Raw genomic sequence first — 22157 nt, 5'->3', positions numbered from 1 at the left:
CCCTGAGAACGTCGATGCCCGGGCATAGGCGAGCGGAAGCGACGCCGTCCTTCGGACGGCTATGCCCGGGCATGACGGTGGGGACGGATCGCGCATCCCAGCACTAACCCGATCTTGATTGGCCGCCTCGCGTCTCCTGCGCTATAGTCTCCATTCCCGCCACTTCTTTTCCATCACCGAAGAGTCTGCCCTTGCGGCCCCACCGCGTGTTCGGCGGCTGAAATACGTCAGGAGTTAGCTCATGGATCATCTGAAGACACAGGGCATCAGCATGCCCAAGCTCGGCCTCGGCACTTTCCGCATGCAGGGCGATGCCTGCCGCGCGGCGGTGGAGAGCGCGCTGTCGATCGGCTATCGCCACATCGACACCGCCGAGATGTACGCCAATGAAGAGCCGATCGGTGCCGCGCTCGCCGCGGCCCGGCTGCCGCGCGGCGAGCTGCATGTCACGACCAAGGTCTGGCACGAGAATCTCAGCCCCGATGCGATCCGCCGCGCCTTCGACGCCAGCCTGACCAAGCTCCGGCTCGACCATGTCGATCTCTACCTCGTGCACTGGCCGTCGAAATCCGCGAACTGGGGCGCGGTGTTCGAGACCCTGATGAAGCTGAAGGAGGAAGGGCGTACGCGGGCGATCGGCGTTGCCAATTTCACCACGGCGCTGCTCAAGATCGCGGTCGAGGACATCAAGGCGCCGATCGCCTGCAACCAGATCGAATATCACGCCATGCTCGATCAATCGAAGGTGCTGGCCTATCTCAACGCCAAATCGATCCCGCTGGTCGCCTATTGCCCGCTCGCGCAAGGACGCATCGCGTCAGATCCGGCGTTGGCCGAGATCGGCGCCAGGCACAACGCGACCGCCGCGCAGGTCGCGCTGAAGTGGCTGCTCGACCAGAACGGTGTCGCTGCGATCCCGAAGGCCTCGCGCCGCGAGAGCCAGCAGGCCAATCTCGATGCGCTGAAGATCACGCTCGACGATGCCGACCGCAAGAAGATCGCGGCGTTGCCCAAGGACAGGCGTTGCGTCAATCCAGGCTTTGCGCCGGTGTGGGATTAAAACTCGACGCTGAACGCACCGCCCTTACCCTCTCCCCTTGCGGGAGAGGGTGGCTCGCCGCGTAGCGGCGAGACGGGTGAGGGGTCTCCATCCGCGAGTCCAATTCTCATTGAATGCGCTGAAGCAACCCCTCATCCGGCGCTTCGCGCCACCTTCTCCCACAAGGGGAGAAGGAAGAAAGAGCGCAAAGAAATGGCCCCGCGAGGGGCCATTTCCATGATGTGTTACGCATCAATCCCAATGGTGACGGTGACCGCGCTTGACCACGACGACCCGGTCGTGATGGTGCCAGCCGCGATGCCAGCCGTGGTCGCGATGCTCGCGCATTTCGGCGCGGGCGCCGTAGCCATGATGGTAGCCGTTCTTGATCACCACCGTTTCGGCATTCGCCATCGTCGGTGCAACGATCGCGAGCGCGCCGAGAGCCGCAACCACATAACCAAGCTTCTTCAAGATGTCCTCCTCCAATGCAATGCACATGAGAACGGCGCATGTGTGCGAACGTTCCGGAGGAACTGGAAGAGAATTCTGAATGGATGTTCAGACAGAGCACGATTCGGAAAAGTGCGAAGCGGCTTTCCGAGCGATCATGCTCAAACGTGATGCTCAATCGCAGCGTTGCTGTGAAGGTGTCGGCGCGCCTGTCGCGACGTATTTGCCGTCCCTGATCGTGTACACACCGCGCTCGCTGCGATTGTAGATCGCGCGCAGGCTGCCATCCTTCGCCAGCAGCAGCCCGAATTCACGCGCCTGGTGCAGCGAGGGGAAGTAAACCATCACATTGAGCAGGCCCTCGGCTTCGACCGTGGCGGACACCACTTCGTTCTCGTCCCTGGCCTCGCCGAAATCGCGCCGGTACATCACCCGGCCGTCCTTCCTGATCTCGTAAGTCAACAGCGAGCCCTTGTCGCGGTCCGGCCGGGCCGCGCAATCGACTGCCCACGAGCCCAGCAGGCCCCATTGCTCGACCGTCGCCGCAAGCGTCTCGGCGCCGGCCGCTGGCGTGAACGCAATCCACAGCATCGCCGCCGCGATCCAGCAGCCCAGACAACGCGTCATGTCCTGAAAAACCCCGCCTCGAACAAGTCCAAGTGTAGCATCCCGCGCGCGATCGTCCACGCGAGCTGGCAATCGCGCGCGAATTTGATCCGCGTCAATGAGGCCGGTCGTATCAAGGGTAGGATGGCGCTCCCGAAGGCGAAGTTGGTGAGACCGATGCTGAATCAAGTCGTGGATTTCGCGGGCGAGGTACTGCCGGGGAGCTGTGCCGTGCCGCCTTATTCCGAGACCGCGTTCCTGGCCGAGCTGGGCGAGCGCTTGAGGTCCTCGCGCGCGCGGTGCGAGATGTCGCGCCGGGAGCTGGCCCGCCGCTCCGGGATTTCCGAGCGCTACATCGCCCAGATCGAGGCCGGCAAGGGCAACGTCTCGATCGTGCTGCTGCTGCGGCTGGCCTCCGCGATCCACGGCAGCCAGCCTCAGGTGGCCTAGAGCGAGCCTTAGGCGCGCTTCTCCACGTTGGCGCTGCGGGCCGGCACGCCGAACTCCTTGCGGCAGACCTCGGCCAGCACGGCGACGCCCTCACGGATCTGCTGATGCGAGGGGCTCGCAAAGCACAGCCTGAGCCGCGAGGAGGAATGGGGCTTGTTGGTCGACCATTCCGGCCCCGGATTGATCGAGACTCCGGCGGCGAGCGCGGCCTGATAGAGTTTCAGCGTATCGACCTGGTCGGGCAGCTTGACCCACAGGAAGATGCCGCCCTTGGGCTCCTCGAACTCGGCCGCCGTCCCGAACTGCTCGTTCAGCGCCTCCATCAGCGTATCGAGCTTGGTGCGCAGCGCCTTCGTCAGTGCCGGTACGTGGGTCGAAAAGTGCGGCTTGCAATAGGCGGCCAGCACCATCTGCTCCAGCGCGCCTGAGCCTGCATCCGTCTTCAGCGCCAGCATCCGCGACATCACATCCCAGGGCGCGACGATGAAGCCGACGCGCAGCGCCGGTGCGATCGATTTCGAGAACGAGCCGATATGGATCACGCCGCCGTTCGGGCTCATCGCGTGGATCGCCGGCGGTCGCTGTCCCGACCAGACGAGATCGGCGTAGCAATCGTCCTCGAAGATGGGCACGCCATATTCGGCCGCGAGCCGTACCAGTTCAGCGCGGCGGCTCTCCGGCATGATGCTGCCGGTGGGATTCTGCACGGTCGGGATGGTGTAAATGTACTTGGGCCGGATGCCGCGGCTCTTCAAATCGGCCAGCGTCGAGGCCAGCACATCCATACGCATGCCGTCCTTGTCGAGGGGGATGCCGACGACGTTGACCCCGAGCCGCGCCAGGCGGGTCAACGAGCCCTGATAGCTGTCCTGCTCGAAGATCACGGTATCGCCGCGTGTCAGCAGCGTTGCGTTGACGAGGTCGAGCGCCTGGAGCGAGCCGGAGACGATCAGGAGGTCGTCGACGGTGCAGTTGATGCCGGCGTCGCGCTTCAGTTTTGTCACCAGGAATTCGCGCAAGGGCAAATAGCCCTGCGGCCCGTGCGCCAGGCCGTAGGTCGCGAGCGAGCGGCCTTCCTTTTGCAAGGCGGAATTGGTCGCCTCGATCAGGCCGTCGAGCGGCAACTGCTCGGAGTCGTTGTTGCCACCGACAAAACTGTACTTGGCGAGGCCCGTCCAGCGCGCGGAAGGGGCCGGCAGCCCTGCGGGAAACAGGGGCGCGAAATCGAAGCTGGACGTCATGGGAGCGTTCCTCGTTTTGTTCTTGTTGAGCGACCGGCCTTGCGCCGGCGTGCCTTACTTCTTGCCGGCCGTCCTCGTCGGACGGCCTCTACTTCTTTGTGGCCGTCCGGGTCGGACGGCCCTGGCTGATGAAAGCGTAATGCGCATTGGCGACGCCGCCAACCATCAAGGCCTCGACCACGGGCTCGGCGATCTCGCCTGTTGCGGCCCAGTCGACAAGGAAATTGGCCCCGGTCCCCCCGCGCACATCGTCGGTCGGAATGAAGATCGAGACGGTGGCCAGAGGCTTCAGCGCCACCTGGCCCTTCAGGTAGGTCTCGACCTGCTTGCCTGCGGTGTCGAAATAGGCGATGCGTTTGACGATCAGCGGCTGGGTCTCGGAGGCGTTGTGAACGCTCAGCGTCACCGAGAAGTCGACACGTAGTTTGCCCTGGCTCATCGCAACGCTGGAATAGGCGGGCACATAGAACCCGCCGGAGACGGCGAGTTCCTCCTTCGGCAGTGTGGTGAGCGAATCGGCAAAGTTTTGTTCGATATTGACCTTGGATTGCGCGGCTGCGGGCGCGGCAGAGGCGAGGGGACATAGCAGCATTGCTGCGAAAAGCCCTGCTCGCATGTGACGAATTGCTCGCTTGCCGCGCCGCAACCTGGCCCTAGGGTGCGGCAAAACGGACCAATTTGGTATGCACGAACTCATTCGCGACATCACTCTCTGTATTCTGTTTGCCTGGATGCTGGGCCTGCTCGCCCATTTCTCCCGGCAGCCGCTGATCCTGGCCTACCTTATCGCCGGCTTCTGCATAGGTCCATTCGGTGCCGGCTGGGTCAAATCGCAGGAATCGATCAGCGTCATCTCCGAGCTCGGCCTGATCTTCATGCTGTTCATGATCGGGCTCGAGATCGACCTGAAGAAAATCGTGCGGGCGGGAAAGGTGATCCTGTTCGCGGCGGGCGGCCAGCTCATCGGCGGCTGCCTGCTCGGGGTGCTGTTCTTCGTCGGCATCGGCTTGTCGCTCGGCGGTGGGCATTTCGATGCGGTCTATCTCTGCGTCGCCTGCGCGCTGTCGAGCACCGTGATCATCGTCAAGGTGCTCTACGAGAAGCGCGAGCTCGACACGCTGCCCGGCCGCATCACGCTCGGTGTGCTGGTGCTCCAGGACATCTTCGCCATCCTGTTCCTGGCGGTGCAGCCGAGCCTCGCCAATCTCGAGGTCAGCGTCATCCTGCTGTCGATCGGCCGTGTCGCGGTGCTGGTCGCTGCCGCACTGCTGGTCAGCCGCTATGTGCTGCCGCGCCTATTCCATCAGATTGCCCGTCGCCCCGAGTTGATCCTGCTTGGCGCGCTCGCCTGGTGCTTCCTCGTCGCCGAGACCGCGGAGCGGCTCTCACTGTCGCGCGAGATGGGTGCGCTGATCGCCGGCGTCTCGCTGTCGACCTTCCCTTACGCCCTCGACGTCACCGCCAAGGTCACCACGCTCCGCGACTTCTTCATCACGCTGTTCTTTGTCGCGCTCGGCATGACCATTCCCGTGCCGGGCCTCTCCGTGATCGGGCTTGCCTTGATGATCGCGGCGTTCACGGTGGTGAGCCGCCTCGTCACCACCTTCGCCCCGCTCTACCTGATGAAGCAGGGCCTGCGCGCCAGCCTGTTGCCGGCCCTTAACCTCGCGCAGATCTCCGAGTTCTCGCTGGTGGTGATCCAGACCGGCGTCGCCGACCATCATATCGCGGCCGAAACGGCGAATGCGGCCTCCTTTGCCTTCGTGGTGCTGGCGGTGCTCTCGACCTTCGTGATGACCCGCAGCGACGAGATCACCCGCTGGGCGATCGGCCCCCTGAAGCGGATCGGCCTGCGCGACCTCGACCATGGCAACGGCCACGCCGAGGAGGGGCACGAGGGCGGCCACGGCGAGGCCCGCCGCATCGTCATCCTCGGCTTTTTCCGTGCGGCGAGCGCGCTGCTGGCCGAGATCGAACGGCAGGCGCCGGTGCTGCTCGAGCAGATCACCGTGATCGACTTCAATCCCAATGTGTACAAGACGCTGCTGTCGCGCGGCCTGCACGTGATCTATGGTGACATCAGCAGCGCCGACACGCTGCTCCATGCCGGCGTCGGCAAGTCCGAGATGATCATCCTCAGCGTGCCGGACGCCCTTCTCAAGGGCGCCAGCAACGAGAAGCTGGTCCGCCACGTCCGTACCCTCAACCCGACCGCCATGATCGTGGCCACGGCCGATCTTTTGTCGGATGTGAGCGAGCTCTACGCGGCCGGCGCCAGCTACGTCACGGTGACCCGGCTCAGCGACGCTCATGAGCTGTTTACCGTGATCGAAGCGGCCCAGGCTGGCCTGCTGGCCGACAAGCGGGCCGAGCTCGATGTCCGGCTCGGCGAGCGGCGCGAAGTGCTGCCCTGAAGGCGGCGCGGCCGCTTTCCGTCCGGGCCGTGTGCGCCTATATCCCTGGTATCTTCGGTGCAAGCCTTAGACCCGCGGGCCGGCCCGCCATCAGGCATATGCGGTTGCGTCCAGGACACTAGCGCTTGGGGCCAAGTCCGGCTAAGGCGTCCGGCGAAGCCTCCCGGCCATAACCGATAGAGATTGGGAAATGCCCGATAACGTTCAGGAAGTCTTGCAGGCCTTTGCCCGGGGTGAGCTCGTGGTCGTCACCGACGACGAGGACCGCGAGGGCGAGGGCGATCTGATCGTCGCCGCCTCGCTCTGTACCGCCGAGAAGATGGCGTTCATCATCCGCCATACCTCCGGCATCGTCTGCGCGCCGGTGACCACCGAGGACGCGCGCCGCCTCCGGCTCGATCCGATGGTGGCCCACAACGATTCCGCGCACACCACCGCATTCACGGTCTCGATCGACTACAAGCCCGACGGCGGCACCGGCATCTCGGCCGAAGAGCGCGCCTCGTGCTGCCGCGCGCTGTCCAATCCCAATGTCGGCGCCAACGATTTTGCCCGCCCGGGCCACATCTTCCCGCTGATTGCCAAGGACGGCGGCGTGCTCTTGCGCTCCGGCCATACCGAGGCCGCGGTCGACCTGTGCAAGCTCTCCGGCCTGCCGCCGGTCGGCGTCATCAGCGAACTCATGAACGACGACGGCAGCGTGATGAAGGGCGAGCAGGTCGCCCGCTTTGCGGCCCAGCACAAGCTCAAGCATGTCACCATCGCCGACATGATCGCCTACCGCCAGGTGCGCGAGAAGCTGATCGAGCGGGTCTCGACCTTCGTCACCGACAGCCCGATCGGGCCGCTTCAGGGCTATGCCTACCGCTCGCCGTTCGATTCCATCGCCCACGTCGCGTTCGTCTATAACGGCGTCGGCGACGGCAAGAACGTGCTGACGCGCTTCCACAAGCCCAACATCGTCAAGGACATCTTCACCGGCCATAAGCGCATGGCGGCAGTGCTCGAGCACTTCAAGAAGTCCGGCCGTGGCGTCTTGGTTTACCTGCGTGACGGAGCCGCCGGTGTCCCCGTTGCCCCGCTACCCGATGAGAGCGCGAGCGAGGCGGACCGCAACCGCCAGTGGCGCGAGGTCGGTGTCGGCGCGCAGATCCTGCGCGATCTCGGCGTCACCTCGATCCGCCACCTCACCTCGTCGGTGCACGACTACAAGGGCCTGTCAGGCTTCGGCATCGAGATCGTTGCCAACGAGCAGCTTGAAAGCTAGCGCTGTCATTCCGGGGGCGCGCGCTGCGCATCCCCGGGGTCCACGCAGAGCCATCCATCTGCAACGCAATTGCACTTGTTGCCGCGGCGCTTTACTTTGTCGGGCAAATTTTGACGGAACCAGACGAAAGGACGTTTCATGAGCGTGCGCCCTCAGACCAAGGACAAGCCGGCTGCGGCTTCTTTCCAATGGGACGATCCGTTCCTGCTCGACGAGCAGCTCACCGAAGACGAGCGGATGGTGCGCGACACCGCGCGCGCCTATGCTCAGGACAAGCTGCTGCCGCGCGTCACCAAGGCGTATCTCGAGGAGAAGACCGACCGCGAGATCTTCAACGAGATGGGCGAGCTCGGCCTGATCGGCATTACGCTGCCTGAGGAATATGGCTGTGCCAATGCGAGCTACGTCGCCTACGGCCTCGTCGCGCGCGAGATCGAGCGGGTCGATTCCGGCTATCGTTCGATGAACTCGGTGCAGTCCTCGCTGGTGATGTACCCGATCTACGCCTATGGCGACGAGAACCAGCGCAAGAAGTACCTGCCGAAGCTCGCCAGCGGCGAGTGGGTCGGCTGCTTCGGTCTCACCGAGCCCGACGCCGGCTCCGATCCGGCCGGCATGAAGACCCGCGCCGAGAAGGTCTCGGATGGCTATCGCCTGACCGGCAGCAAGATGTGGATCTCGAACGCGCCGATCGCCGACGTGTTCGTGGTCTGGGCCAAGTCGGCCGAGCACGACAACCAGATCCGCGGCTTCGTGCTGGAAAAGGGCATGAAGGGCCTCTCCGCGCCGAAGATCGGCGGCAAGCTGTCCCTGCGCGCCTCGATCACCGGTGAGGTCGTGATGGACGGCGTCGTGGTTCCCGAGGACGCGCTGCTGCCCAACGTGTCCGGCCTCAAGGGCCCGTTCGGCTGCCTCAACCGCGCCCGCTACGGCATCTCCTGGGGCGCGCTCGGCGCCGCCGAGGACTGCATGCACCGCGCCCGCCAGTACACGCTCGACCGCAAGCAGTTCGGCAAGCCGCTCGCCGCGACCCAGCTCGTGCAGAAGAAGCTGGCGGACATGGAAACCGAGATCGCGCTGGGCCTCCAGGGTTCGCTTCGCGTCGGCCGTCTGATGGACGAGGGCAAGTTTGCCCCCGAGATGATCTCGATCATGAAGCGCAACAATTGCGGCAAGGCCCTCGATATCGCCCGCGTCGCGCGAGACATGCACGGTGGCAACGGCATCTCGGCCGAGTACCACGTGATGCGCCACGTCCATAACCTCGAGACCGTCAACACCTACGAGGGGACTCACGACGTCCACGCCCTGATCCTGGGACGTGCGATCACGGGCATCCAGGCGTTTTTCTAGTCGCAGCGTTCTTCGGCCGCGGCTAGTTTGCTCCGCTGTCATCGCCCGCGAAGGCGGGCGATCCAGTATCCCAGAGACCTCGCCTTCGCCTCAGGCGCCGCGGCGTACTGGATACCCCGCTTTCGCGGGGTATGACGGCGAGGGTTGGGGCTGCAGTGCACAGGAAGTCCCATGTCCGACAACGACGACATCCCGTTCAACCGCAACTTTCCGCTCAGGGCCGGTGTCGTCGAGGAAGTCCGTCCCGGCGTGCGGCGCGTGCTCTGTAACAATCCGAGCCCGTTCACCTTCACCGGCACGGTCAGCTACATCGTAGGCCAAGGCAACGTCGCGATCATCGATCCCGGTCCGAACGACGAGGCGCACGCGGCGGCGCTGCTCGATGCCGTCAGGGGCGAGACGGTGAGCCATATCTTCGTCACCCACACCCATCGCGACCATTCGCCGAACACCGCGCGGATCAAGCAGGCGACCGGCGCGCCCGTCTATGCCGAGGGCCCGCACCGTGCCTCGCGCCCGCGCTTCGAGAGCGAGAAGCACAATCCGGAGTCCGGCGCCGACCGCGATTTCGCGCCCGATATCAGGATCGCCCATGGCGACGTCGTCGAGGGTGCCGGCTGGCGTCTGGAGGCCGTGGCGACGCCCGGCCACACCGCCAATCATCTCGCCTTCGCCTGGCCCGAACGGAAATTCAACTTCGTCGGCGATCACGTGATGGGCTGGTCGACGTCGATCGTGGCGCCACCCGACGGCTCGATGATCGACTACATGGAGTCGCTCGACCGCCTCGTCGCGCGCGAGGAGGATCTGTATTTCTCCGGCCACGGCCCGGAGATCCCGGACGGCCAGCGCTTCGTGCGCTTCCTGATCCGCCACCGCAAGGCGCGCGAAGCCTCGATCCTGCACCGCCTGGCCAAGGGCGAGGCCGATATCCCGACCATGGTGCGCGCGATCTATATCGGCATCGATCCCAGGCTGACGACGGCCGCCGGCTATTCGGTCCTGGCGCATCTGGAAGATCTGGTCGCGCGCGGCGTGGTGGCGACGGATGGCGATCCCGTGATCGGCGGTACGTATCGAATGGCGGGGGCCTAGCTTCTCGTCATTCCGGGCTGGATGCTGCGCATCGTCCTGGAATGACAGCGGGGCTACTTCTTCACCGTCTTCGCCGGTGCCTTCGGTGGCGCGACCGGCGTCTTCTTCACCGGTTTCAGCGCGTCGGCGTCGGCGGCGGTGTTGAGATCGTCGATGAATTTTTTGACGCGCGCGGCGTTGCTGCCGAGATCACTGTCGAAATAGCGCGACGCCGAGCGGATATCGACGCGGGAATCGTCACCATCGGGCACGACCCGGATCGAGATGTCCTCGCGGAACCCCATGATCGGCGTCCGTGCCACCGCCTCGATGCGGCCGATACGGCGCGGTGGCTGCGGCTCGCGCTCGTCGATGACGAGCCATTTGCGCTTGATGACGAGCTGGCGCGCGATCGCATAGGCCCGATCGACCGGGATCTCCAGCTCGATCGGCTCGATGTCCGGGTAGAACTGGCGCTGCTGCTCGGCCGAATAGAGGCCGGCATAGACCGCGGTGTTGGTGCCATCGCCGGTGCGCAGGTGCGCGAGCGCGTCGAAGCGCGGCGGGTCGATCGGGTTGGTGGTGATGTCGTAGATCGGCGGCAGCTTGCGGTATTGCAGGGCGAGATAAGCGGGATAAGCGAGGATCGCGCCGTTGATGAGGAAGGCGAGCAGGATGCGCCCCATGCCGCGCGAGCCGTTCTGCCAGATCGCGGCAAAGCCCGCGAGCCCAAACAGGATCGAGAGGCCGGCGATCGCGAGCCCGCCGAAGAACGTCATCAGCGCCGGTTTCATCTCCAGGAAGTCGAAGCGGACGATGATGATCGAGACCACCACCGCCACCACCGCGAACACGGCCAGATTACGCGCCCAGCTCGCGAGGCTGGACACGGGCTCCGACTGATAGGGAGCGGAAAACCTGCGGGCCATCGGGTGAAGCTCTGCCGGGGTTTTGGGCGATGTCGGCCGATTTGGCGCGACGATGGGCCGTTGAGACCACGGCCCGGGGGCAAATTCAAGGGTTCCGCATGCGCCCAGACCGTCATGCCCGGGCATAGCCGTCCGAAGGACGGCGTCGCTTCCACTCGCCTATGCCCGGGCATCCACGTTCTCCGTGCCGCGGGGCAAGGCGTGGATGGCCGGGACAGGCCCGGCCATGTCGTTATGGAGGCTTCAATGCGTCGAGCGCTCACGCCCTCCAGGGGAGGGCGGTACCGAGGGTTACGCCGCCGCGTTCGGGAAACGGTAATCCTTGAACTGGTCGCGTAGTGCGGTCTTCAGGATCTTGCCGGTCGCGGTGTGCGGAATGCCTTCGACGAAGGCGACGTCGTCGGGCATCCACCATTTGGCGATCTTGCCGTCCATGAACTTCAGGATGTCCTCGCGGCTGGCCTGCTGGCCCTGCTTGAGCTGCACGATCAGCAGCGGCCGCTCGTCCCATTTGGGATGATAGATGCCGATGACGGCGGCCTCCGCCACGGCGGGATGGCCGACCGCGAGGTTTTCGAGGTCGATCGAGGAGATCCACTCGCCGCCGGACTTGATCACGTCCTTGGAGCGGTCGGTGATCCGCATGTAGCCGGCCTCGTCGATGGTCGCGACGTCACCGGTGTCGAAGAAGCCTTCCTCGTCGAGGATGTTGCTGTCGACACGGTAATAGGCCTTGGCAACGGCGGGGCCGGAGACCTTGAGACGGCCGAAGGTCTTGCCGTCCCAGGGCAGCTCCTTGCCGGCATCGTCGGTGATCTTCATCTCCACCGCAAAGGGCGCATAGCCCTGCATCTGAAGCACGTCGAGCCGCGCCTCACCGGTCGCATTCTGGAACGGCGGCTTCAGCGCCGCGACGCTGCCGATCGGGCTCATCTCGGTCATGCCCCAGGCGTGGCGCACGTTCGAGCCCATGTCGAGGAAGGCCTTGATCATCGAGCGCGGCATCGCCGAGCCGCCGCAGATCACCATCTTCAAAGCCGGCAGCTTCAGATTGTTGGCGGCCATGTGCTGCAGCAGCATCAGCCACACCGTGGGCACGCCCGCCGTGTGCGTCACCTTCTCGGTCGAGAGCAGCTCGTAGACGGAGGCGCCGTCGAGCTTGGCGCCGGGCATGACCAGCTTGGTGCCTTGCGAGGGGGCCGAGAAGGCGATGCCCCAGCTATTGGCATGGAACAGCGGCACCACCGGCAGCATTGTCTCGGACGCGCTGGTGCCGAGCGCATCGACATTGTTCGCCATCAGCGCGTGCAGCACGTTGGAGCGATGCGAATACAGGACACCCTTCGGATCGCCCGTGGTGCCGGATGTGTAGCACATCGCGGCGGCCGTGTTCTCGTCAAAGTCCTTCCATTCGAACTTGCCGTCGGCCTCCGCGATCCAGTCCTCGTAGGCGACCACGTTCTTCAGCGTGGTCTCAGGCAGATGCGCCTTGTCGGTGAGCACGACGTAGCGTTCCACGCTTGGCAGCTTGTCGGCGATCTTCTCCAGGACCGGAACGAAGGTGAGGTCGGTCATCACGATGCGGTCCTGCGCATGGTTGATGATCCAGGCGATCTGCTCGGGGAAAAGGCGGGGATTGACGGTATGGCAGATGGCGCCGATCCCCATGATGCCGTACCAGACCTCGAGATGGCGCCAGGTGTTCCAGGCGATCGTTGCGACACGGTCGCCGAGCTTGATGCCGTCTCGCTCCAGCACCTGCGAGACCTTGAGCGCCCGCTTGTGGATTTCGCCGTAGGTGGTGCGATGGATCGGTCCCTCGACCGATCGCGTAACGACCTCCTGCTTGCCATGAATCTTGGCGGCGTGTTCGATGATCCGGTGGCAGAGCAGGGGCCAATCTTGCATCAAACCAAGCATTCAGACATTCCTCCGAGGTGGGCTGGACTTTTTATAGCTCTCAGCGCTGGGCCAAAGAATTGTCATGAGTTTTAGCCTGCCGGACTTTCGCCGCAAATGGTCTTGTCGCGGCTATATGTCCGCAGGCGCGGCAATGGTTACCGCTGCGCTCGGGCTGTCGCTTGTGCTGGCGGAGCGGGCAGAAGCGCGAAAATATGCTACGCCGCTGGATATCTTCGGTCTTGGTACACCACGGCCGCGCGCGAAGGTGCACTCCGCCAGGATACCGCTACCAAAGCCCCGCCCGGAGGAGGCCCCCCAAGCAACGGACGAGGCCGCGCCGGAGGCAGAGGGGAAGCCTTCCGCAGACAAGCCGAGCGCGACCAAGCCCGTCGAGGCCGCGCCGCGGCCCGAGAAGCAGCTCTCGGTCTGCCGGCTCGCCTTGACCGAGGAGATCGCCGTCGCGCCGTCCATTCCCGATATTCGCGGCCCCGGCGCCTGCGGCGGCGAGGATCTGGTGCGGCTGGAGGCGATCGTGCTGCCGGACAAGCGCAAGGTGGCGGTCAAGCCGGCGGCGATCCTCCGCTGCACCATGGCCTCCGCGATCGCCGATTGGGTGCGCAAGGACATGGTGCCGCTGGCGGCGAGCCTCGGCTCGACCATCAGCGATCTCGACAATTTCGACAGTTTCGAATGCCGAGGCCGTAACCGCATCGCCGGCGCGATGCTGTCCGAGCACGGCAAGGCCAACGCGCTCGACGTCCGCGCCATCAAGCTCGCCAACGGGCGGTCGATCGGCCTGACCGACCGCGGCATGCCGCGCGATGTGCGCGAGCGCGTGCTGCATTCAGTCTGCGCGCGCTTTTCCACCGTGCTCGGTCCGGGCTCGGACTGGTATCACGAGGACCACATCCATCTCGACCTGGCGCAGCGGCGCAACGACTACCGGATCTGTCAGTGGAACGTCTGGGATCCCCTGCCGCAGGTCGCCCCGTTGCTGCCGGCGGGACGGCCCGAGGAGGCGCCGCCGCGCGAGGTCGCGGCCAGGCCTGAGGCCAAGGATGGGGCCAAGGACGGAGCTGATGACGAGCCGGCGCAGAAATCCCCTGCGCCGGCGGACAAGTCGGCCGCCGATGGCACCAAAGCCGAGCCGCACAAGCCGGCAACAAAAAAGCGCCGGTAAAACCGGCGCTTTTGAATGTCCGAGAGCAGGAGGCGATCAGTAGCTGCCCGCCTGGCCCGTCTGGCTGCCGCCGAGCGCGAGGCGCGAATTGTAGGGCGAGTCGCCATGCTTCGGCTCGAGCACCACGACGATGGTGCCGACCTTGACGCGGCCATAGAGGTCGATCGCGTCTTCGTTGGTTAGGCGGATGCAGCCCGACGAGATCGAGGCGCCGATATATTCCGGCTGGTTGGTGCCGTGAATGCGGAACAGCGTGTCCTTGCCGCCGGAGTAGAGATACATCGCGCGGGAGCCCATCGGATTGTCCGGACCCGGTGCAACGTAGGTCGGCACGCCCAGTCGCGAAATCTCGCCCGGGGTCGGATGCCAGGCCGGCCACTCGGTCATGCTGCCAACCTTGGCAATGCCCGACCAGGCCATGGCTTCTTCGCCGACGGTGATGCCGTAGCGGATCGCCTTGCCGCCATCCATGACCCAGTAGAGGTAATGGTTGTCGGAATCGACCACGATCGAGCCCGGCGATTCCTTGCGGTGGTAATCGACGATGGCGCGGCGGAACGGCTCGGCGACGGGGGTGTTCTCGTACCGGACCTTGGCGAGGAGTTCCTTGTCCTTCGGCTTGAAGGCCTTGGTGTCGGTCGCTTCAAAATGTGTGGCCTGCATGCAGCCCGACAGCATCAGGCCAGCGGCCAAAATACCCAGCATAACTTTCAGCGACGACATGATTTGATTCCAATCGACAACAACTAGCTTTCGCGGGGCTTGAGACGCGCCCAAACCACGACTCCGTTGGGCCCTATTATCGTTGAAATCTGCCACAATTCCAGCGTTTCGGACCTTTTCCCGCGCTGCAAGAGCCGAGCTGTGGCTTTTTTGCCGCAAGTTTTGCGCTCCTGTGCTGGTTTTTAGGCAAAGCACGCCCGACTGTCGATTCCGTGCCACGGTTGGGCCACGGCGCCGCCACAAATGCAAACGCTCCGTTAATGTGCTTGTCATCATGAACTTGTCAGAATCGCGCTAAGGGCTGTCAGTCTGTCGCAGGCCCCTGCTGGAGTTGTGCATGTTTTCTGTGTTCGTTCCCTCCGACTCCTCCCTCAAGAAAGCGGTTGTCGAAGACCTCGCGGCGGTTCCGGAGCATGCGGTGTGGATCGACCTGGTCAACCCGACCGCGGCTGAGGACAAGGCGGTGGAGCGGCTCTCCGGTATTGCGATCCCGACCCGGGAGGACATGCAGGAGATCGAGATCTCCAGCCGGCTCTATATCGAGAACAGCGCGCGCTACATGACGGCGACGCTGATGTGCCAGTCCGACACCGACATGCCCCGGACCACGGCTGTGACTTTCATTCTCGGCGATCATCGCCTGGTGACGGTGCGCTACGACCAGCCCAAGCCGTTTGCGCTGGTCGAGGCCAAGCTGGCCCGGTCCTGCACGCCCGCGATCACCGGCGAGATGGTGCTGATGGAACTGCTGGACGCCGTGATCGACCGCTGCGCCGACATCCTGGAGCGCTGCGGCGCCGAGATCGACCAGGTCTCGCACGACATCTTCGAGCCGGAGAGCGAGCGCCACGGCCACGCCAAGCAATATTCCCAGATCCTGATCTCGATCGGCCGCAAGGGCGATCTGACCTCGAAGGTTCGCGAAAGCCTGGTGTCGATCGGCCGCGTCGTCACCTTCCTCTCCGCGGTGGTGGAGGGCGTGAAATGGTCGAAGGACATGCGCGAGCAGCTCAAGACCATGCAGCGCGACGTCGCCTCGCTGACCGACCACGCCTCCTATCTCTCCAGCAAGATCACCTTCGTGCTCGACGCCATGCTCGGCGTCGTCAATCTCGAGCAGAACAACATCATCAAGCTGTTTTCGGTCATGGCCGTTGTCCTGATGCCGCCGACGCTGATCGCCTCGATCTACGGCATGAATTTCAAGGCGATGCCGGAACTCGAATGGGTCCACGGCTATCCGATGGCGCTGGTGATGATGCTCGCCGCCGCGATCGTCCCGTACTGGCTCTTCAAGTGGAAGAAGTGGCTTTGATACCTACCGAGACCTTACGCCGTTCAACGAGACACGGTGGTTGGTGTCGCAGAATAGAGCGGGATTGAGGCCGCGCCGTGATGTGTGCCCGCCGCCCCAATTCCTCCGGTAAAATTTGAGCGGTGGGCTGAACGTTTGCGCGAAACTTGTCTGCGATAAGCAGCATGTTAGCCGCGAGGAACAGCCATGGTTGAAAAACACATAACGTCGCCCCGCAACGTCATCGATCTGGCGAATTATCGTCAGGTCCTGGCGAGCGGCAAGGCGTTGTCGATGTCGGCGCGCATGTGCCGGCACTGTGGTGCTCCGCTGCTCGACGGTGAGAACGACGACGACTGCTCGACTGCGTTCAGCACGGCCGCTCCGCGGCTGCGCGATCGGTCGCGTCGGATTCGAGTCGATTGAGGAACGGAAGGGTAAAGGCGATCCAGGTCCTGCGGCGGCGTTGTCTGGATCGCCTTGCTTCCCGCCCTTCGAGCGGGAAAATCATCTAGCGCTTCACGATCTGGGCCGTCGAGACGACGGTCTCGGCGATGGCGCCGTCGCGACTGAAGGGAGCGAGATGCTGCCCGACGTCGCGCAGCATCGCGTCGGCATTTTCGCCAAGCGCTTCCGGCGATGACGACGAGTAGGTGAGGGTGCGGCGTGTCAGGTCCTGCACACTGATTGTGTGGCTGGTCTCAACCGTGACGAGCTCGGTGGGCTGAAAGGCGCTGCCGCGAAAGAACGCCGGCAAGTCGCGATGGGTGCGCGTGCCCATGCCTGCCTCCTCCCAGAGCTTGGCCGGTGACCAGCGGCGGCGGACGTCGTTGTAGCCATCGAGCCACGGGTTGCTGCCGTCGGTGGCCGAGAACGAGGCGCAGATCAGAATTGCCCCATCGCGCGCGACCAGTCGATCGAGCCGCGCAAGCGTCGGCTCACGATCCATCCAATGCAGCGCGCGGCCGATGGTCGCGACGTCGAATGCGCCGATGTCGGGGCTAAGCGTCTCGACCTTGCCTTCGATCAGCGTGAGTGCGTGGCCTGCGCTCGCAGCCGCGCGTCGCGCCGCATCGAGCATGGCAGGTTCAGGGTCGACGCCGACGATGCGGCCGACATAGGGGCCGAAGCCGAGCGCCAGGAGTCCGGGTCCGGTGCCGAGGTCTATCAGGCTGCTCTGTTTGGTAAGACCAAGCTTATGCGCGACGCTGCGAAAGAATTCGCTCGGGTAGGGCGGCCGCAAATGCTCGTAGAGTGACGCAGTGCTCGCGAACCGGCCCATGCTTCGCCTGCCTGGCCTTACACGTGCTGGCCGCCGTTGATGTGGATCTCGGCGCCGTTGACGTAAGAGCTGGTGTCCGTGCACAGCACGTAGATGATCTTGGCGACCTCGTCGGGCGTGCCGAGCCGGTGCATCGGGATCTGCTGGTCGACGATCTTCTCGGTGCCCGGCGACAGGATCGAGGTGTCGATCTCGCCCGGCGCGATAGCGTTGACGCGGACGCCGACGCGGCCGAAATCGGAGGCCATTTCGCGCGTCAGGGATGCAAGCGCGGCTTTCGATGTGGCATAGGCGGCGCCCGCAAAGGGGTGCACGCGCGAGCCCGCGATCGAGGTGACGTTCACGACCGAGCCCCTGGCCGCCTTCAACTCCTCGATCAATCCCCGCGCGATCATGATCGGCGCAAAGAAATTGACGTGGAAGACGTGCGTCCAGGTGTCGAGGTCGGTGTCGACCGAGCCAAGCCGCGAGCCGCCCGGACCCTTCGGCGAGATCGCGGCGTTGTTGACGAGCGCATGCAGCATGCCGCCTTCGAGCCGGTTGCGGATGTCGGTGATCGCGCGCGCGGTGTCCAGGGGGTTGCCGAGGTCGACCTGGATGTGGTCCTCGGGGCCGGCGTCCCACGGACAGTCCTCGGGGAAGGGATGCCGCGAGCAGGTGATGACGCGCCAGCCCGCCGACGAGAACCGGATCACGGTGGCGTGGCCGATGCCGCGGCTCGCTCCGGTCAGGAGCAGCGTGCGGCGCGGCGCATTGGACGAATGCGGCATGGACATCTTTCAGGTCGGCCTAAGCTCAGGGATACATCCGCGTCTTGGACCATGGCTGGCCGGCCGCGTCACGGCGAAATTCGATACGGTCGTGCAGGCGGAACGGGCGGTCGTGCCAGAACTCGATACGCGAGGGCGTGATGCGCCAGCCGCTCCAGCCCGGCGGCCGCGGCACCTCGCCGATGATGTGCTTGGCCGCGACCTTTGCGATGGCCTGTTCGAAGGCGAAGCGGCTTTCCAGCGCCTCGGACTGCTTGCTCGCCCAGGCGCCGATCTGCGCCTGCTTGGGACGGGTGGCGAAGTAAGCGTCTGCCTCGGCGTCGGTCACTGGCGTCACGTTGCCGCGGATGCGGACCTGACGGCGCAGCGACTTCCAGTGAAAAAGTAACGCCGCCTTAGGATTTGCGGCGAGTTCGCGGCCCTTCTGGCTCGCGATGTGGCTGTAGAAGACGAAACCGTCGGCATCGAAGCCCTTCATCAGCACCATGCGCACGTCTGGCAGCCCGTCGGGGTCGACGGTTGCGAGCGCCATGGCGTTCGGATCGTTCGGCTCGCTCTTGATCGCCTCGTTCAGCCAGGCCTCGAACAGCGCAAACGGTTCGTCGGCGGCGGTGAAATCACCGGATGTTAAGGGTGTCTGGTGTTTCATCGAGGTCGTGTCGGTCATGTCCGGAGTCCGAATTGCGTCCCGCGGCCCAAAACGCGTTGTTGTCCGCTACCGCCCTATATAGGGCATGGGGACGCGTTGGCCTATCGGCGATCCGGCCGTCCGGCTTTGTCATGACAATGATTCTGATCGGGCTCGGCTCCGGCGGCTGCAGCTTTTCCCGCAACGACACCAGTGCCTACGCCAAGGCCGACGACAGCGACCTGACCGGCTCGATCGCGCGGCCGGCAAAGGACGCCCCGCCGACCGACACCGATCTTGCCTTCGCCCGTAACGCCGCCTCCGACGTCCTGAGCAAGGGCGACAAGGATTCCAGCCAGCACTGGGAGAATCCGGAAACCGGAGCGCGTGGCTCGGTGACGCCGATCGCGCAGTCCTACGCCGCCGAGGACGGCCGCAAGTGCCGGGACTTCCTGGCGAGCTACGTCAATGGCAGCACCGAAAGCTGGCTCCAGGGCGCCGGCTGCCAAAGCAGCCGTGGCCGTTGGGAGATTCATACGCTAAAGCCGTGGCGGAGCTAGGAATCGGCTCTGCGGCTAGTTGCAAAAATGCCACTCGCCTCCCACATGACCAGCAGATGGGGCGGGGAGCCCTTTGAACAATTCGATTTCTCTTGAAGGAGACGTGACGGATGCGCGACCCCTATGAGGTCTTGGGGGTGCCGCGGAGCGCCAACGCTGCCGCGATCAAGAGCGCCTATCGCAAGCTTGCCAAGAAGCACCATCCCGACAGCAACAAGGATGACCCCAAGGCCGCCGAGCGCTTCTCCGAGATCAATTCGGCGAACGAGATCATCGGCGACGAGGACAAGCGCAAGCAGTTCGACCGCGGCGAGATCGACGCCGACGGCAAGCCGCGCTTCCAGGGTTTTCCGGGCGGCGGCGGGCCGCGCGGCCGTGCGGGTCCCGGCGGGTTCGAAAGCTATACGTTCCGCAGTGGCGGCGCGGGCCCGGGCCAGGGCGGCGGCGCGTTCGAGGACATCCTCAACAGCATGTTCGGCGGGACGCGTGGTGCGCGGCCCGGGGCCGGCGGCGCCGGGCAGTTCGAATTCGACACCGGCGGGATCGGCCTCGATCTCGACGTCAATGTCGCGATGTCAGTCTCGCTGGAAGAATCGGTCAAGGGTGGCGAGAAGCGCGTCCGGTTGCCGACGGGCAAGGAGCTCAACGTCAAGATTCCGGCCGGCGTCACCGAGGGCCAGCAGATCCGGTTGCGGGGGCAGGGCGAGAGCGCTCAGGGCCATCCGCCGGGCGATCTCCTGATCACGATCAGCATCGCGCCGCACCCGTACTTCAAGATCGAGGGCGCCGACCTCAGGATCGACCTGCCGGTCACGCTCTACGAGGCGGTGCTCGGCGGCAAGGTCCGCGTGCCGACCCTCGGCAATGCCGTGGAACTGTCGGTCCCGAAAAACACCTCCAGCGGCCGGACCTTCCGCCTCAAGGGCAAGGGATTGCCAAAAGCCGGCGGAACCGGGGATCTCTTCGTTACCATCAGGATTATGCTACCGGACGGGAACGACGCCGAGCTTGAGGCATTGATGGAGAAGTGGCGGGACCAACACCCCTACAATCCACGTAGCGGGCTTGGCTAAGGCATGATCCGGACCCGGGGGGCCGCGTGAGCGCGAGGCGTTCATTTGGCGTTCAGCGGCTTTCCGAAAAGATCATGCGCAGAGAAAACTGCTGAAGCGTGAGCCATCGCGCTTTAGGGCGAAGTCGCAACTGAAGGGGGTTCTCCCAGAAGTCCAGAGCATCTCTCGACAGATGATGCTCGTCATATGCCTGAGGCGTGAGAGCGCCTCTCGGCCCATGTGGTTCGACGTGTCGGCTGTCCGGCGGGGCAGTCGATAATAGGTGCGGCCTCGAGAGGGGGACCAGCGCGGTACCAAAAACCCCAATCGAGGCCGCCCGCGTCGATCGGCGGATCGAACGCTACTCATTTTCTCGTGAGCATCCGGTGCGATAATGAGACGCACCCATGTCTTGATTCCAAATTTTCAATGTCGGAATCGAGGCACCGCCTTCAAGCGGTTGCTCAGGTACCGTTTTTCTCGGCTTGGTCGTAGACCGCCTGCGCGACCTTGGTCAGGCGATCGCGATCGCTGCCGCCGCTGACGACGTAGCCGACGCCGCGCTCGGCCCAGAACAGTGCGCCGTCCTTGTCGGCTTTGGCGTAGCGCATCTGAGTCGCGCCGGTCTCGGTCTTGGCGGTGTAGATCGTGTACCGCTCGCCCGAGGCGCCCTCATACATCAGGAACGACGCCGGACCGTTCGGCCCCGGCAAGAGCCGGCCGCCGACGAGCTTCAACCCGCTCGCCTCCAGGTTCGGCGCGAACACGGTCCAGCCGCAGCGCCTGGTCAGCCAGGCCTGGAGATGGTCTCGCTCGTTGCCGCCGACCTCGACCGGGTGGCGAACCTCGACGACATAGAGGCGGTGGGCGTCGAGCGCGTCCGCTGTAAAGCTCTGGAAGGTCGAGGGGGCGTTGGCGGCGCCGTGCGCCACCCAGCCGGCGGTGCCGCCGGCCACGAAGGCGACCAGCACAGCCGCCGCGGCGCCATAGAACCATTGCCGGGGACGGCGCTCCAGCCGCTCGAGCTCCAGCCGGGCCGGCACCGGCTCCTGGACGACAGAGTCGTAACGCGCGTGCAGCATCTCGGCCATGGCGCGCCAGGACTGCACGCGTCCGGCATCGTCAGGGTGTGCGGCAAGCCAGGCCTCGACGTCGGCGCGGCGCTCGGCCGGCAGCTCGCCGTCGACATAGGCGTGCAGCTCGTCTTCGGTAATGGGAATATTATGGTCGTTCATATCGATCGTCTCTGGCTCTGCGGCCCAAAATGTCTTTCGCGGTTCAACTGCGCTGCTTCCCACTCCATGCAGGCGAAGCGACCCGCGCGATGCATCAACACTGCCATCACTTCACCCGCTTGAGCGCCGGGCGCTCACCTTCCAGCGATGCTTTAACGTGGGCTCTCGCCCGCGCCAGGCGCGACATCACGGTGCCGATCGGCACGCCCTGGATGTCGGCGACCTCGCGGTAGCTCATGCCCTCCAGCATCACCAGCAGAAGCACCGAGCGCTGCTCCTCGACCAGCGTCGCCAGCGCCTTCTCGATGTCGCGCCCTTCGGCCTCGGTCCCGCTGGCATCCGGATTGTTCTCCGTCAGCTGCGTGAATTGCGGGCGCCTTGCCAGCGAGCGCCGCCGGTTCTTGTTGAGGTTGGTCAGGATCGTATAGAGCCAGCTCCTGACATCGCCTCCGAGGAACAGGCGCTCCGAACGCAGCGCCCGCACCAGCGTATCCTGCACCAGGTCGTCGGCCGCATCCGCATCGCGCGTGAGCGCGCGGGCGTAGCGGCGCAACGCCGGGATCATGGCTTCCACACTCTGGCGAAACGCACTCATGCCGTCTTGACGTCCTGGTGTCCGGCGCGAGCGCCTCAATCATCATAACACCCGAACGGAACGGCTATTCCGGCGCTTGAAACAGCGTTAACGCCGCGTATTAGGACTGT

General features: G+C 64.7%; 22 protein-coding genes. 10 read left to right on the top strand and 12 right to left on the bottom strand.

Going from position 1 to position 22157, the window contains the following annotated elements; genetic code table 11:
* Positions 1-241: 241 nt before the first annotated feature.
* Positions 242-1060 carry an aldo/keto reductase gene (locus AB7290_RS33300; RefSeq protein WP_085401303.1) on the top strand — a complete coding sequence of 273 codons (819 nt, stop codon included), beginning with the start codon at positions 242-244 and terminating at the stop codon, positions 1058-1060.
* Between the two features lie 231 nt (positions 1061-1291).
* On the opposite strand, the gene AB7290_RS33295 is transcribed toward AB7290_RS33300, so the two are convergent.
* A complete protein-coding gene (locus tag AB7290_RS33295) occupies positions 1292-1513 on the bottom strand; it encodes a hypothetical protein (protein WP_071917652.1) in 222 nt (73 codons plus the stop codon).
* A gap of 153 nt (positions 1514-1666) precedes the next feature.
* A complete protein-coding gene (locus tag AB7290_RS33290; protein WP_085401302.1) occupies positions 1667-2119 on the bottom strand; it encodes a hypothetical protein in 453 nt (150 codons plus the stop codon).
* Positions 2120-2275: 156 nt separating this feature from the next.
* Between AB7290_RS33290 and AB7290_RS33285 the strand changes: the two genes are divergently transcribed.
* The gene (locus AB7290_RS33285) at positions 2276-2548 is read left to right on the top strand and encodes a helix-turn-helix domain-containing protein (RefSeq protein ID WP_135216540.1); all 273 of its coding nucleotides are present in this window, start codon (positions 2276-2278) and stop codon (positions 2546-2548) included.
* 8 nt (positions 2549-2556) lie between these two features.
* Here the strand turns inward: AB7290_RS33285 and AB7290_RS33280 are convergent, their stop codons facing one another.
* Positions 2557-3789, bottom strand: a complete 1233-nt coding sequence (locus tag AB7290_RS33280; protein ID WP_028158083.1) for an aminotransferase-like domain-containing protein — start codon at positions 3787-3789, stop codon at positions 2557-2559.
* Positions 3790-3877: 88 nt separating this feature from the next.
* Complete coding sequence (locus AB7290_RS33275; protein ID WP_085401301.1) at positions 3878-4405, bottom strand: DUF3124 domain-containing protein; 528 nt, start codon at positions 4403-4405, stop codon at positions 3878-3880.
* Positions 4406-4472: 67 nt separating this feature from the next.
* Between AB7290_RS33275 and AB7290_RS33270 the strand changes: the two genes are divergently transcribed.
* The 4 genes from AB7290_RS33270 (at position 4473) to AB7290_RS33255 (ending at position 9918) form a co-directional block, all read left to right on the top strand.
* Positions 4473-6203: a cation:proton antiporter gene (locus tag AB7290_RS33270; protein WP_085401300.1), complete on the top strand. Its 1731-nt coding sequence runs from the start codon at positions 4473-4475 to the stop codon at positions 6201-6203.
* A gap of 190 nt (positions 6204-6393) precedes the next feature.
* Positions 6394-7470: a 3,4-dihydroxy-2-butanone-4-phosphate synthase gene (gene ribB, locus AB7290_RS33265; protein WP_028148219.1), complete on the top strand. Its 1077-nt coding sequence runs from the start codon at positions 6394-6396 to the stop codon at positions 7468-7470.
* 138 nt (positions 7471-7608) lie between these two features.
* A complete protein-coding gene (locus AB7290_RS33260; protein ID WP_028148218.1) occupies positions 7609-8823 on the top strand; it encodes an acyl-CoA dehydrogenase in 1215 nt (404 codons plus the stop codon).
* A gap of 171 nt (positions 8824-8994) precedes the next feature.
* Positions 8995-9918, top strand: coding sequence for an MBL fold metallo-hydrolase (locus AB7290_RS33255; protein ID WP_085401298.1), 924 nt, complete (start codon positions 8995-8997; stop codon positions 9916-9918).
* Between the two features lie 53 nt (positions 9919-9971).
* Here AB7290_RS33255 and AB7290_RS33250 read toward each other — a convergent pair whose 3' ends face one another.
* Together AB7290_RS33250 and AB7290_RS33245 are read right to left on the bottom strand one after the other, a co-directional pair.
* Positions 9972-10826 carry a DUF1499 domain-containing protein gene (locus AB7290_RS33250; protein ID WP_028148216.1) on the bottom strand — a complete coding sequence of 285 codons (855 nt, stop codon included), beginning with the start codon at positions 10824-10826 and terminating at the stop codon, positions 9972-9974.
* Between the two features lie 291 nt (positions 10827-11117).
* Positions 11118-12746 carry a fatty-acid--CoA ligase gene (locus AB7290_RS33245; protein WP_063984935.1) on the bottom strand — a complete coding sequence of 543 codons (1629 nt, stop codon included), beginning with the start codon at positions 12744-12746 and terminating at the stop codon, positions 11118-11120.
* A 64-nt stretch (positions 12747-12810) separates the two neighbouring features.
* On the opposite strand from AB7290_RS33245, the gene AB7290_RS33240 reads away from it, so the two are divergent.
* Complete coding sequence (locus AB7290_RS33240; RefSeq protein ID WP_441254238.1) at positions 12811-13908, top strand: extensin family protein; 1098 nt, start codon at positions 12811-12813, stop codon at positions 13906-13908.
* A gap of 36 nt (positions 13909-13944) precedes the next feature.
* Here AB7290_RS33240 and AB7290_RS33235 read toward each other — a convergent pair whose 3' ends face one another.
* Positions 13945-14631 carry a L,D-transpeptidase gene (locus AB7290_RS33235; RefSeq protein ID WP_063984933.1) on the bottom strand — a complete coding sequence of 229 codons (687 nt, stop codon included), beginning with the start codon at positions 14629-14631 and terminating at the stop codon, positions 13945-13947.
* A 337-nt stretch (positions 14632-14968) separates the two neighbouring features.
* Here AB7290_RS33235 and AB7290_RS33230 point away from each other — a divergent pair, with 337 nt between their 5' ends.
* The gene (locus AB7290_RS33230) at positions 14969-15946 is read left to right on the top strand and encodes a magnesium transporter CorA family protein (protein ID WP_085401296.1); all 978 of its coding nucleotides are present in this window, start codon (positions 14969-14971) and stop codon (positions 15944-15946) included.
* Positions 15947-16436: 490 nt separating this feature from the next.
* Here the strand turns inward: AB7290_RS33230 and AB7290_RS33225 are convergent, their stop codons facing one another.
* The 3 genes from AB7290_RS33225 to pdxH are packed head-to-tail and all read right to left on the bottom strand — an operon-like array spanning position 16437 to position 18644.
* Entirely contained in the window at positions 16437-17207 is a 771-nt protein-coding gene (locus AB7290_RS33225; protein WP_085401294.1) for a class I SAM-dependent methyltransferase, read from the bottom strand.
* 17 nt (positions 17208-17224) lie between these two features.
* Positions 17225-17977, bottom strand: a complete 753-nt coding sequence (locus AB7290_RS33220; RefSeq protein ID WP_063984930.1) for an SDR family NAD(P)-dependent oxidoreductase — start codon at positions 17975-17977, stop codon at positions 17225-17227.
* A 25-nt stretch (positions 17978-18002) separates the two neighbouring features.
* Positions 18003-18644 carry a pyridoxamine 5'-phosphate oxidase gene (pdxH, locus tag AB7290_RS33215; RefSeq protein ID WP_085401293.1) on the bottom strand — a complete coding sequence of 214 codons (642 nt, stop codon included), beginning with the start codon at positions 18642-18644 and terminating at the stop codon, positions 18003-18005.
* Positions 18645-18757: 113 nt separating this feature from the next.
* Between pdxH and AB7290_RS33210 the strand changes: the two genes are divergently transcribed.
* Positions 18758-19165, top strand: a complete 408-nt coding sequence (locus AB7290_RS33210; protein ID WP_028158074.1) for an RT0821/Lpp0805 family surface protein — start codon at positions 18758-18760, stop codon at positions 19163-19165.
* Between the two features lie 110 nt (positions 19166-19275).
* On the top strand, positions 19276-20238 hold the full coding sequence (locus AB7290_RS33205; RefSeq protein WP_085401292.1) for a DnaJ C-terminal domain-containing protein: 963 nt from the start codon (positions 19276-19278) through the stop codon (positions 20236-20238).
* Positions 20239-20681: 443 nt separating this feature from the next.
* Here the strand turns inward: AB7290_RS33205 and AB7290_RS33200 are convergent, their stop codons facing one another.
* Entirely contained in the window at positions 20682-21452 is a 771-nt protein-coding gene (locus AB7290_RS33200) for an anti-sigma factor family protein (RefSeq protein WP_085401291.1), read from the bottom strand.
* Between the two features lie 106 nt (positions 21453-21558).
* Positions 21559-22047 (bottom strand): sigma-70 family RNA polymerase sigma factor, encoded by a 489-nt coding sequence (locus AB7290_RS33195; protein ID WP_014497222.1) that lies wholly within the window; start codon positions 22045-22047, stop codon positions 21559-21561.
* Positions 22048-22157: the final 110 nt, after the last annotated feature.

The organism is Bradyrhizobium sp. 613_E4_N2_2, assembly GCF_052075995.1.
Classification (GTDB): domain Bacteria; phylum Pseudomonadota; class Alphaproteobacteria; order Rhizobiales; family Xanthobacteraceae; genus Bradyrhizobium; species Bradyrhizobium barranii.
This window is presented reverse-complemented; position numbering and strand designations above follow the sequence as displayed.